9 protein-coding genes are annotated in these 12,243 nt (G+C 55.8%); 3 read left to right on the top strand and 6 right to left on the bottom strand.

Annotation, left to right across the window (positions count from 1 at the left end; genetic code table 11):
* Positions 1-85: 85 nt before the first annotated feature.
* Entirely contained in the window at positions 86-1,582 is a 1,497-nt protein-coding gene (locus ACZ9W6_RS09705; protein WP_465190917.1) for a DegQ family serine endoprotease, read from the top strand.
* Between the two features lie 145 nt (positions 1,583-1,727).
* Here ACZ9W6_RS09705 and ACZ9W6_RS09710 read toward each other — a convergent pair whose 3' ends face one another.
* The 3 genes from ACZ9W6_RS09710 to ACZ9W6_RS09720 all read right to left on the bottom strand — a co-directional run bounded on the left by ACZ9W6_RS09710 (position 1,728) and on the right by ACZ9W6_RS09720 (position 4,071).
* Positions 1,728-2,171: a hypothetical protein gene (locus ACZ9W6_RS09710; RefSeq protein ID WP_465190918.1), complete on the bottom strand. Its 444-nt coding sequence runs from the start codon at positions 2,169-2,171 to the stop codon at positions 1,728-1,730.
* 402 nt (positions 2,172-2,573) lie between these two features.
* The gene (locus tag ACZ9W6_RS09715; protein WP_465190919.1) at positions 2,574-3,305 is read right to left on the bottom strand and encodes a PP2C family protein-serine/threonine phosphatase; all 732 of its coding nucleotides are present in this window, start codon (positions 3,303-3,305) and stop codon (positions 2,574-2,576) included.
* Between the two features lie 16 nt (positions 3,306-3,321).
* A complete protein-coding gene (locus tag ACZ9W6_RS09720) occupies positions 3,322-4,071 on the bottom strand; it encodes a serine/threonine-protein kinase (RefSeq protein ID WP_465190920.1) in 750 nt (249 codons plus the stop codon).
* Positions 4,072-5,039: 968 nt separating this feature from the next.
* On the opposite strand from ACZ9W6_RS09720, the gene dbpA reads away from it, so the two are divergent.
* Positions 5,040-6,419, top strand: a complete 1,380-nt coding sequence (gene dbpA, locus ACZ9W6_RS09725; RefSeq protein ID WP_465190921.1) for an ATP-dependent RNA helicase DbpA — start codon at positions 5,040-5,042, stop codon at positions 6,417-6,419.
* Positions 6,420-6,582: 163 nt separating this feature from the next.
* On the opposite strand, the gene ahpF is transcribed toward dbpA, so the two are convergent.
* From ahpF to ACZ9W6_RS09740, 3 genes are all read right to left on the bottom strand, one after another.
* Positions 6,583-8,244, bottom strand: a complete 1,662-nt coding sequence (ahpF, locus tag ACZ9W6_RS09730; RefSeq protein ID WP_465190923.1) for an alkyl hydroperoxide reductase subunit F — start codon at positions 8,242-8,244, stop codon at positions 6,583-6,585.
* A gap of 156 nt (positions 8,245-8,400) precedes the next feature.
* Positions 8,401-8,964 (bottom strand): alkyl hydroperoxide reductase subunit C, encoded by a 564-nt coding sequence (ahpC, locus tag ACZ9W6_RS09735; RefSeq protein ID WP_465190924.1) that lies wholly within the window; start codon positions 8,962-8,964, stop codon positions 8,401-8,403.
* Positions 8,965-9,431: 467 nt separating this feature from the next.
* On the bottom strand, positions 9,432-11,042 hold the full coding sequence (locus ACZ9W6_RS09740) for a methyl-accepting chemotaxis protein (protein ID WP_465190925.1): 1,611 nt from the start codon (positions 11,040-11,042) through the stop codon (positions 9,432-9,434).
* Between the two features lie 226 nt (positions 11,043-11,268).
* On the opposite strand from ACZ9W6_RS09740, the gene ACZ9W6_RS09745 reads away from it, so the two are divergent.
* Positions 11,269-12,243, top strand: coding sequence for an efflux RND transporter periplasmic adaptor subunit (locus tag ACZ9W6_RS09745; RefSeq protein ID WP_465190926.1), 975 nt, complete (start codon positions 11,269-11,271; stop codon positions 12,241-12,243).

Genomic DNA, 12,243 nt, shown 5'->3' on the forward strand with positions numbered 1-12,243 from the left:
ACATTAAGATGTTTTGCCGGCAGTTGAAGTTTGGCGGCAATAGGCTTATCAGTAAAAAAACAAAGAAATCAGAAGGAATACGTCGGTGAACAAACCCGGTATCAAGCTACTTGTCATTGCCGGCCTGGTGATCAGCCTTGCAGGCTGCAGCAAGATCGAAGCCCTGTTCAAGGATGAAAAGCCCGTCTCCACCGTGGCCATCCCGGCCCAGGAAAACGGCCAGGTGGCCATGCTGCTGCCTGACTTCACCCTGCTGGTCGAGCGCGAAGGCCCGGCCGTGGTCAACATCCAGGCCAGCAAAACCGCCAGCGCCAGTTCGCGCGGCCAACCACTTGGCCTGCCCGAGGACGACCCCTTCTACGAATTCTTCAAGCGCTTCATGCCACCGCACGGCGGTGGCAACGGCGGCGACAGCCAGCAAGAAGAAATTCCTTCTGACGAAAACCTGTCCTTCGGCTCCGGCTTCATCATCAGCAGCGATGGCCTGATCATGACCAACGCCCACGTCGTCACCGGCAGCAACCAGATCAAGGTGGTGCTGACTGACAAGCGCGAGCTGTCGGCCAAGCTTGTCGGCCTCGACAAGCGCACCGACGTTGCCGTGCTGAAAATCGACGCCAGCGGCCTGCCGACAGTCAAGATCGGCGAGCCTAGCGGGCTGAAAGTCGGCGAATGGGTAGCCGCCATCGGCACCCCGTTCGGCTTTGACAACACCGTCACCGCCGGCATCGTCTCGGCCAAGGGCCGCAGCCTGCCGGACGAAAGCTATGTGCCCTTCATCCAGACCGACGTCGCGATCAACCCCGGCAACTCCGGCGGCCCGCTGTTCAACCTGAAAGGCGAAGTCATCGGCATCAACTCGCAGATCTACAGCCGCTCCGGCGGCTTCATGGGCATCTCGTTTGCGATCCCGATCGATCTGGCGATGAAAGTCGCCGAACAGCTGAAAACCAATGGCAAAGTCAGCCGCGGCCAACTGGGCGTTCACATTCAAGAGGTCAACCGCGAACTGGCCCAAAGCTTCGGCCTTGACCGTCCGCGTGGCGCGCTGGTAGTCCGCGTCGAGCCGAAAGGTCCGGCCAGCAGCGCCGGCGTGATGGTCGGCGACATCATCCTGAAGCTCAACGGCCAGCTGGTAGAAAGCTCGCGCGATCTGCCACGCATGGTGGGCGACCAACCACCTGGCGCCAAGATCAAGCTTGGCATCTGGCGCAAGGGCGAAGAAAAATCGGTTGATGCCGTCCTCGCCGAGCTGCCGGGCGAAGTCGCCAGCACCGCCCCTGAGCCTGGCAACACCCAGCCGCAAAGCTTCCGCTTTGACCAGCTCGGACTCACCCTGTCGGTACTAGACAGCGCCGACAGCCGCGAGCTGGGCATACGCGGCGGCCTGTTTGTCGATCAGGCCAAGGGCGCGGCCGCCCAGTCCGGCGTGCAGAACGGCGACGTGATTATCGGCCTGAACCAGAGCGAAATCATCACCGTCCGCGACTTCGAACGCGCCCTGCGCGAAGCCCGCGGCAACATCGCCCTGCTAGTGAAGCGCGAAAGCAGCACGCTGTACATCCCGCTGCGCCTCAAATAAGCACAATCCGTGACAAGCAAAAAGGCAGCCGAGGCTGCCTTTTTGTTTTGCTGCGTGACTCACGGTGATGCGGTCAGGTTTGTTGCTGATGGCGGCATCTCACAAGGGCCCGAGCACGCCGACAGCTGCGATATCCGCACGGCCCTTAATCAAGCTTTTTGTCCAGACAGATTGCGCCGGGCACGCTCAAAGCCATGCCGTCTCTCCAATTGCCACAGGAAAACCCGCGGTCATCTTCTGTACAAGTCGGGTTTGACCTGAGTTCTTTACACAGATTGTCGTTATGGCCTGACCAGAATTGCTTATCCATCGAATACCCGGCATAAAACATGACGCCGGGCAGCAAAACCGCAGCAGACAGAACCAAAAGATGAGTACCGGGCCTGAAGGCCGAGCCACATAAAAACAATATATTGCCGCTCGCCATCAGCACCAAGGCGCTCGCTGGCGAATCTCCCGATAATCCGGTCAGCGTGGCAAACAAGACAAACGGCAAACCCGCGCACGCTGGCACAAGAAGCAGACCCGCCAAACATCGCATAACGATTGCCCGATGCTTGTCACCGGCGGAATTAAGCGGTTTGACCATGAAACCTGACACCCAATTGGTAGTGTGGGCTGGCCGCAAGGCTATACCCGCGTGAAACAGGAAAAATCATGGCATGACAGCGCGGGTATCGCCTATGGCGAACCCGGCCTACGTGGCTGGCCGCAAACCCGTAATTGCTTGTGAGCAACCTTTACGCGGTGAACGTTGGGCTTCACAAGTTCAGCCCAACCTACCGTGCTAGCCTTGTTTCCAAATAACTCAGAAAAATGTGAACTTTGGGAATTTAGGAATCGTGAGTACTCCTCAACCTATTTTGCGATGCTCACGCAATCAACGCCTTTCAAAGTCTTGGGGTTACAGGCTATCCATTTTTTCCATTGGTTGTTTCTTCAAGGTGCCTAACGCTTAAATCAGGGGCGCGGCTTTTTGCGCCCCCTGCATTTATTTGTTAGCTATATATTGAAAATCAATACCAACAAAAGAAAAATCATCTTTAGGGCCAGTTTTAATTATTCTTTTGCGCAGACTAGATGCGAAATGACAAACATTTTCCATTGTCGAGTTGGAAAACTTAGGATTGTTTTCCCAAAAATCATACGCCCCATCAGACATTAAAAATATCGATCCTGATAGACATTCAACATGACCAGTTTCCACATTCAACTCTGAATTAGGTGATAATACAGAATATAGAACATTACTTCGCGGTAGCGATTGAACCTGTTTTCGTGCAAATACACCTTCAGAGATCAAGTATTCATGCTCTGTTTGATCTTTTGTTAATTGCTTCAATTTGTTATTGCTGTTTTTTATATATAACCTAGTATCACCAGTGTGAGCAAATCTAATACCCTCGCTCGTCAAATAGCAAACAGTTAAAGTCGTAGCCATTGAATAAAGTCGAGAGTCTTTTTTAGCTCGTCTCTGCAATTGCATTTTAATTTTTTTAAATATTAATTTAAAATCTAAAATTTCTTTTTCATCTGTTATATTTTCCAAATATCCAATTGCTTCACTTGATGCAACCGAAGATCCAACTTTTTTTCCCACGCCATCAGCAATAGCAAAAATATAACCATCACCAAGCCTTTTCGGCATTAATACACAATCAGAGTTATCTTGTTCTGCTTTTTTGGAAAACGAAAAAGATGAGGATGATAAAATATTTAACATTACTAATGCCTCATGGTTAAACTATTTTATTCGTCAGATTTATAAAGTCATCCCTAACTTCTGCTATTGATTTATATCGTTCATCCAATCTATCCTTTGTGCACTTACTAATAACTGAAGAAATAATACAATGTGAACTCCTCTCTCTTAAAGGTGTACCAGTTTCACCATCAAAGATGTATTTAAGAATTACACCTAATGAATATATGTCTGATTGAAATGAAACCTTTTTTGCATCCTCATAACATTCAATTGGCATATATGGCAACGTTCCCATTTTCGCATTAGTCATCGTTAATACTGTTGAATCTTCTCTACTTCTATCTGCAACTAAACCAAAATCTGAGATGGCATAATAATACGAATTACAAACAGTATGAAAACGAAGAATATTTCGAGGCTTAAGATCTCTATGAATTTTACCACATTGATGAATATATTCGATCCCATCCATTATCATATGACTTATGCAAATCTTGTCAGCAGTATTTAGCTGCACTGATTCAGCCCCTAAGTGACATTTTGCTAAAGGCATTGTAAACCATGGCAAATCACTTTCTAATTCATAGCTAATTATTGGAACTATGTTCGGATGAACAAGTCTACTTTGATATTCAACCTCCCTTTTAAATCGTCGTTTTAATTCATTATTTTCTTGCTGGTCAGTTGATAGAATTAGCTTTTTTATTGCTATATTTCCACTCTCTGTTTCCAACTCCTCCACAATGCCAAATGAACCTGCACCTATAACTCTAACCATTGTCATCTTACCCACTTAATATGTTTATGTATAAATATTATGCCCACTGCCATTATTGGAGAGAAGCTAACGAACCAAAGTAACCGGCGGCTGAAAGCCGTTCGCGTTGACTGCCGCGTTAGAACCCAAGCCCACACAACAGCCACCCGAAGCCAGCAGCATAGCCGGAAAGCTGAACCTGCACCAGTGCCAATAGAACACCGGAAAAACTGGGCTAGAAAACCAAAGGCAAAACCTAGTTTGGAAACACTGGCACAAACAAAAACCGGATTTTTAACGAACGTGAAATAAGCACCGCCGTGGGCAAGTGCTAACGTGTGAATTAACTGGCGCGCGTCAGCGCGTCCAGTTGAATAAAATGTTAGAACTGCGCCGGAGCAGAACCGCACCCGCACAGCCCACCAAAAAAACCTTGCAACAGCAGCCAACAAAGCAACAAGAGGTTGGCCGCACAAACCGGCAATGCCTCCAGCCAGATTGTTTACGTCCGACGCAGCAAGTCTGCAAATGGCAGCCCAAGCTGCATGACGAAGCGCCAAGCTGGCAAGTCGCCGCCAGCCGAAGAAACCCACCTGACAGCAACCTTCTAACGTGTAATAGACACCTGTTCAGGTGTCTATTTCCTTGGTTGATGTGTATGACTCGGCATCATATTTCGATATGTACATGACATGCAAGGCGATGATGCCCGTGCCTGCTGGCAAGTACACATCCATGCGGGACTGTTTTTCGCTGCAATTCGCCCGTAGGCCCGTGTCGGTGTGCATAACACAGCGCCGGCTGTGCCTATCTCCTCATGCAGCTGTCAGCAAGCCTTATCTAGCGCGTGTTTCGGCCACACAAGCCTGACAAGTACCCACTCAGGCGGGGCTGCTTGCCCCACCCAGCCAGTGTTCATCACGCGGCTTGCAAAGGTTGGCCGCAAGGCGCGGTGGTGCTACACTCCCCGCCTTGCCAAATGCAGACAAGTCATTGTGAAAAAAGAAAAATTTGCCAGCCTGAAATTGCAGCAGGCGCTGATCGACAACCTCGCCACTCTTGAATACCACCAGATGACCGCGATTCAGGCTGCCAGCCTGCCGGCGATTCTGGATGGCCGCGACGTGATTGCCCAGGCCAAGACCGGCAGCGGCAAGACCGCGGCGTTTGCGCTGGGCATGCTGGAACAGCTGAACCCGCGCTGGTTTGCCGCGCAAGGTCTGGTGCTGTGCCCGACGCGCGAGCTGGCCGATCAGGTGGCGCAGGAAATCCGCCGCCTTGCGCGCGGCATCGACAATATCAAGGTGGTGACGCTGTGTGGCGGCACGCCGATGGGGCCGCAGATTGCCTCGCTGGAACACGGCGCGCACATCATTGTCGGCACGCCGGGCCGCCTGCAGGATCACCTGTCACGCGGCACGCTGCAGCTGGCCGGTATCAGCATGCTGGTGCTGGACGAGGCCGACCGCATGGTGGACATGGGCTTTATCGAAGAGATCGTCGGCATCATCCGCGCCTGTCCGCGCCGCCGCCAGACGGTGATGTTCAGCGCCACCTACCCCGATAATATCCGCGAGCTGGCACGCCAGTTCATGCGCGAGCCGCTGGAAGTGCGCGTCGAGTCGCTGCACGACGCCGGCAAGATCGAGCAATGGTTTTACAAGGTGACGCCGGAAGACAAGTTCGACACCGTGGCGCGCATCCTGCAGCATGTGCGCCCGCAAAGCGCGGTGGCTTTCTGCAATACCAAGGAACAATGCAAGACGCTGGTCGAGGCGCTGCAAGATGCCGGCTTCTCGGCGATTGCGCTGTATGGCGACCTGGAACAGCGCGACCGCGACCAGGTGCTGGTGCGCTTTGCCAGCAAGTCCGCCACCGTGCTGGTGGCCACCGATGTCGCCGCACGCGGCCTCGATATCAAGGATCTGGATCTGGTGATCAACGTTGATGTGGCGCACGATCCGGAAGTCCACATTCACCGCATCGGCCGCACCGGCCGCGTCGATAACGTCGGCATTGCCATGACGCTGGCGGTGGCACGCGATGAAAAACGTCTGGGCATGATCGAGGCGTATCAGGGCAGCCCGCTGCCGTGGGACGACGCCAGCAAGCTGAAACCGGCGCCGGGCGGCCCGCTGCTGCCGCCGATGTGCATGGTGGAGATTGCCGGCGGCAAGCGTGACAAGCTGCGTCCGGGCGATATTCTGGGCGCACTGACTGTCGAGTGCGGGCTGGAAAAACAGCAGGTCGGCAAGATCAGCGTGTCCGAGATGCGCACTTATGTGGCGCTGGATCGCGACATCATCGACTGGGCGTTCGAGCGCTTCAGCCAGTGCCGCATCAAGGCCAAGCAGTTCAAGATGCGCCGTATCTGATTGTCTGCTGCTGGCAAGACGGCTGCCCGACGCGAGTCCGGCAGCCGTTTTTTTTGCGGCCTAGCTTTGCTAGCCTTGCCCACGGTTGGCCGCAAGGCAAAAACAAAAAGGCCCCGGCTGAAAGCACGGGGCAAATGGAGGAAAACAGGATTCTGCGTATTGGTCAGGCGGCCGGTGCGCTGCTGCGGATCAGGTGATCGAACGCGCCCAGCGCGGCCTTGGCACCCTCGCCCATGGCGATAATGATCTGCTTGTACGGCACGTCGGTGACGTCACCGGCGGCAAACACGCCGGCCACACTGGTGTCCTGATGGCGGCCGGTGATGATCTCGCCACGGCTGGACAGCTCGACCGTACCTTTCAGCCAGTCGGTATTCGGCAGCAGGCCGATCTGCACGAAGATGCCTTCGAGTTCGATATGACGCGCCTCGCCGGACACGCGGTCGGTGTAGGACAGACCGTTGACCTTGCTGCCATCGCCAGTCACTTCGGTGGTCTGCGCCTGCAGGATCACCGTCACATTCGGCAGGCTGCGCAGCTTGTTTTGCAGCACGGCGTCGGCACGCATGGCATCACCGAATTCCAGCAAGGTTACGTGCGATACGATACCGGCCAGATCAATCGCCGCCTCGACGCCGGAGTTACCGCCGCCAATCACCGCCACGCGCTTGCCCTTGAACAGCGGGCCGTCGCAATGCGGGCAGTAAGCCACGCCCTTGTTGCGGTATTCCTTTTCGCCCGGCACATTCATTTCGCGCCAGCGCGCACCGGTGGCGATGATCACCGATTTGGCTTTCAGTGTCGCGCCGCTTTCCAGCTGAATCTCGGTCAGGCCGCTCGCGCTTTCGCTGGCGGCAACCAGCTTGCTGGCACGCTGCAGATTCATCACGTCGACTTCGTATTCCTTGACGTGCTGCTCCAACGCCATTGCCAGTTTCGGGCCTTCGGTCTCTTTCACCGAGATGAAGTTTTCGATGCTCATGGTGTCCAGCACCTGGCCACCAAAACGCTCGGCGACTACGCCGGTGCGGATGCCTTTGCGCGCGGTGTAGATCGCGGCCGCAGCACCAGCCGGGCCACCACCGACTACCAGTACGTCAAACGCGTCTTTCTGCGCCAGTTTTTCGGCTTCACGCGCTGCCGCGCCGGTATCGAGCTTGGCGACGATTTCTTCCAGACCCATGCGGCCCTGGCCGAAGACTTCACCGTTCAGGTAAACGGTCGGTACCGACATGATCTGGCGGCTAGTCACTTCGTCCTGGAACAAGGCTCCGTCCACCATGGTGTGACGGATAGCCGGATTCAGCACGGCCATCAGGTTCAGCGCCTGCACCACGTCCGGGCAGTTCTGGCACGACAGCGAGATGTACGTCTCGAAGGTAAATTCACCTTGCAGGTCTTTCACCTGCTGGATCAGCTCTTGCCCGGCCTTAGACGGGTGGCCGCCAACCTGCAGCAGCGCCAGCACCAGCGAGGTGAATTCGTGGCCCATCGGCACACCGGCAAACTGCACGCGAGCGGCGGTTTCGCCACTGCGGCCAACAGTGAAGGACGGTTTGCGCGCATCGTTGCCATCAAAACGGGCGCTGACTTTATCAGACAGGCTGGCGATGTCGGCCAGCAGGCTGCGGATTTCTTCGTCCTTGGCACCGCCACCCAGGCTAGCAACCAGCTCGATCGGGTGCTGCAGATTGGTCAGATAGTTTTGCAATTGGGCTTTGATATTGGCGTCCAGCATTTTGTTCTCCTTGGTACGGGTACCCGGGAAAGCGGCTTCATCAAAGCCAGGGTTGGCCGCAAGGCCGCTTTCCGGGGCACCCGGCATTGAATGTCGGGTGTCAGGCATTGCCTGGGGATTTTCGTGGTTGATTCGGCCCGAGAGCGCGAAGGCAAGCAAGCGGGGGCGCTGACAGTACATGAAGTACGGCAAGCCCCCGCGCCGCGCCGCCGACAAAGCTATCGGGACGAAGCGCCGCAAAAATTAGATCTTGCCTACCAGATCAAGGGACGGCGCCAGCGTCGCATCGCCTTCTTTCCACTTGGCCGGGCAAACTTCACCTGGGTGAGCAGCAACGTACTGGGCAGCTTTTACCTTGCGCAGCAGTTCGGCTGCATCGCGGCCAACACCACCGGCGTTGATTTCAACGATCTGGATCTTGCCTTGCGGGTCGATCACGAAGGTGCCACGGTCAGCCAGACCAGCTTCTTCGATCAGCACGCCGAAGTTGCGGGAGATCAGGTGAGTCGGGTCAGCCAGCATCGGGTACTGGATCTTCTTGATGGTGTCGGAAGTGTCGTGCCACGCCTTGTGGGTGAAGTGGGTGTCGGTGGAAACGGAGTAGATTTCCACGCCCAGCTTCTGGAATTCCGGGTACAGATCAGCCAGGTCGCCCAGCTCGGTCGGGCAAACGAAGGTGAAGTCGGCCGGGTAGAAGAACACTACGGACCACTTGCCCAGCAGGGTCTGCTCAGTTACGTCGATGAACTGGCCGTTGTGGAAAGCCTTGCTGGCGAATGGTTTAACTTGGCTGTTGATGATGGACATGTGTCACTCCTTGTTGGCTTGGTGGTTGCTAACGCCGTGGCGTTGTCGATGGAGTGCATGATGCCGCAGGCCGATATATTAATCTAATTAAACATTCTTTTTGGATTGTTTGATTTTTTCTATTGCACTCGATAAGCGACGGCTACGCCAGCAAAAACGGAACGTTGATTCCGCCAAAAAACACAATAAAGAAGATTTACCCGAATAATCCAATTAATGAAGAACAATTTTCTTGATTGAATGCTGATTAGCGCGTGAATACAAAGCCTATTCAGCATGCCAGGCGATAAAGTAGACACATCCCCCGCGCAGTACCGCTGCCACAAGCAGCGGTAGCCACGGCAAGAATCCAGCTGCCGTTACTGCCAAAGACTTCCACAAGAAGATCACTCACCGCGACAAGGGCAATCAGGGACAAAAAAAACGGCCAACCGCAAGGTTGGCCGCATTCATTTGGCGGACTGGGTTTACAGCTTGTAACGCGCCAGCAAATTGCGCAGTGCCTCGCCATGCTGGCCCAGGCTCTGGCTGCTGGCATTCAGGCCGGCGGCCACACCATGGCTGCTGTCGGCAAGGCCGGCCATGCGTTCGATATCGTTGCTGATCAGCGCCAGCGCGGTAGACTGCTCGCGCATCGACAAGGTGATGTGGCTGATCTGCTGCTGCACTTCGGCCGATTGTTGCAACAACTGCTGCATCGCGTCGGACGCCACACCCGCTTTCGCCACGCCTTCATCCACCATGCTCACGGCCTGCTGCATCAGCTGGGCGCTGTCGGCGGTTTCCTGCTGTACGGCATTGATGGTGGTGGCGATATCCACCGTGGCGCGCGTGGTGCGCTCGGCGAGCTTGCGCACTTCATCGGCTACCACGGCAAAACCGCGGCCGCTTTCGCCGGCGCGGGCCGCTTCGATGGCGGCATTCAGCGCCAGCAGATTGGTCTGGTCGGCAATATCGCGAATCAGCTCGACCGTCTGGCCAATCTGGCTGGCACGCAGCTTCAGGCTGTCGATACGGCCGGCCGACAACTGCACCTGCTTGGCCATGCCGGACAGGCAGGCGATGCTGTCGCCCAGACTGTCGTTGCCGGCTACCGCCGCGTGTCCGGCACGGCTGGCCAGCATATCGGCGTTGGCCGCACTGTCTGCTACCTGCTGGATGCTGGTGGCGATTTCTTCTACCGTCGCGGCCATGCTGCTGCCGGCCTGACTGGTTTCGCCCGCCGCATTAAACATATTGCCGGCCTGACCATGCAGGCTCTGCGCCTCGTCGGCCACACTGCGGCCCAGGCCCTGCATCTGCTGCAGATTGTCACGCAGCACCGCTTGCAGCTGGTTGAAGGCCTCAACCGTGCTGCCAATCTCGTCCTGACGCACGATTTTCACCGGCTGGCCCAGATCGAGATCGGCGGCAATGCGCTGCATCGCCTTGCGCAGAGACAACATCGGCGCACTGATGCTGCGCGCCAGGCAAACGGCAATCACCGCCAGCAACAGGGTAAACAGCAGCGAGATCGCGATGCCATAACGCACCGCACGCTCGGCATTGGCCAGCATCTCGGCGTTGGCGGTCTCGATGTACTGCAGCTTTTGCTCTTTCAGCTGCTGGGTTGTTTCAGTCACACCATTGGCAAACGGCCGCACATCATAGGCCTTGGCCTTGGCTTCATCCGGCAAACCGCCACGCTGCAAGCGGAAAATCTCGCGCACCACGGCTTCGTAGTTCTGCAAATCCTGCTCGAGGCGCTGCATCTGCACTTTCTCGGCCCCTTCTTCCAGCGAAGCCATATAGCGAGTCACACCCTGACGCGCTTCGCCCAGCTCCTTGTCGAAGGTCTTTTCCAGCTTGGCATGCTCTTCGGGGCGCACTTCAGTCATGAACATCAGCGCGATACGACGGCTATCGCCAAAGTCCTCAGACACCTCTGCCAGCTCCTGCATCTGCGGAATGCGGGTATCGACAATCGAGGACAAGCCCTGGCGTAAATGCTGAATCTGGAAAAAGCTGCTCAAGCCGATGATGGCAACACCGGCAACGCCCAAACCGCCAAGGCAGGCAAGCCTGAATCGGATATTCATGATAACCCCACATACAAGAAGGGTTCTCATTAAATACAGCTCTCAACACCACGTCAAAGCCAAGATTTATATTCTATTTAATAAGAAAACATAATGTAATTAATCTAAATTAATGCCTTATTAAGGCATCTTTCACCATATGCAGATTTATTGGACAGTGCATTGATTACAAACGGATAATGCATGCCAACACCATTTCAATACCACTCTTCCCATGAGAATCACCATGCTCAAGCCACTGCTGACAGGGTTGATTTTGGCGGCTCCCGCCATTCATGCAGCCCCCTATACCACCCGCCCGCTGTCCGAGCTGGCCAGCTTCCAGAACTATCAGGCCTTGGCCACGCTCAGCCCCAGAAATGAAAGCCGCCTTACCAGCGAACTCTCCGCCCGTATCGACAGCCTGCCGGCAAGCTTGGGCAGCAGTGTGAAGAAAGGTAGCGTGCTGGTGAAGCTGGATGATCGCCAGTACCGACTGGCCGTCGATCAGGCTGCCGCCCAGCTATTTCTGCAGGAAAACCGCCGCAAACTCGCCAGGCTGCAGCTTGAACAGACCCGCGCACTCAGCAACTCGCAGTTTGTCTCGGCACAGGCGCTGGCCCAGCGCGAGACCGAACTGGCCGTCATCGACAGCGAAATCAGCATCGCCCGCACCTCGCTGGCACAGGCGAGACTGGCGCTGGACAAAACCGTGATCCGCGCGCCGTTTGATGGGGTGGTAAAGGAAAGGTTGGCCGCAGTCGGCGAGACAGCCAGCCCCGGCCAGGTGCTGCTGAGTCTGAGCCAGCAAAACGACAGCGAGCTGCGCGCACGCGTGCCACAGGCCGACATCACCAGCCTGCAGCAGGCGGGCAAATGGCAGTTTCGCAGCCAGGGCAAGGATTACCCGCTGAAACTGCTGCGCATTGCCCCGCAGCTTGATAGCCGCACCCAGACGCGCGAGGTGATTTTTGCCCCGGCGAACGAGGCACCGGCGGCCGGTAGCAGCGGCCAACTGCAGTGGCGCGCGGTGCTACCGGCGATTCCGGCGCGGCTGATTGTCGAATATCAGGGCAAACGTGGCGTCTGGCGCGAGACAGCCGGCAAGCTGCAGTTTGTCGCGCTGCCACAGGCGCAAGCCGGCCGGCCATTGACTGTCGACTGGCCACTGGAGACGCGGCTGGTTGACGAAGGCCGCTTTGCCCTTGGCAAAAAACCTTGA

The organism is Vogesella lacus (assembly GCF_979366295.1).

Excerpts from the sequence above, each read along its gene's own strand:
- ACZ9W6_RS09715 (WP_465190919.1), bottom strand. The coding sequence starts at position 3,305 with ATGTTAAATATTTTATCATCCTCATCTTTTTCGTTTTCCAAAAAAGCA.
- ACZ9W6_RS09745 (WP_465190926.1), top strand. The coding sequence starts at position 11,269 with ATGCTCAAGCCACTGCTGACAGGGTTGATTTTGGCGGCTCCCGCCATT.
- ahpF (WP_465190923.1), bottom strand. The coding sequence starts at position 8,244 with ATGCCGGGTGCCCCGGAAAGCGGCCTTGCGGCCAACCCTGGCTTTGAT.
- ACZ9W6_RS09710 (WP_465190918.1), bottom strand. The coding sequence starts at position 2,171 with ATGGTCAAACCGCTTAATTCCGCCGGTGACAAGCATCGGGCAATCGTT.
- ACZ9W6_RS09740 (WP_465190925.1), bottom strand. The coding sequence starts at position 11,042 with ATGAATATCCGATTCAGGCTTGCCTGCCTTGGCGGTTTGGGCGTTGCC.
- ahpC (WP_465190924.1), bottom strand. The coding sequence starts at position 8,964 with ATGTCCATCATCAACAGCCAAGTTAAACCATTCGCCAGCAAGGCTTTC.
- ACZ9W6_RS09720 (WP_465190920.1), bottom strand. The coding sequence starts at position 4,071 with ATGACAATGGTTAGAGTTATAGGTGCAGGTTCATTTGGCATTGTGGAG.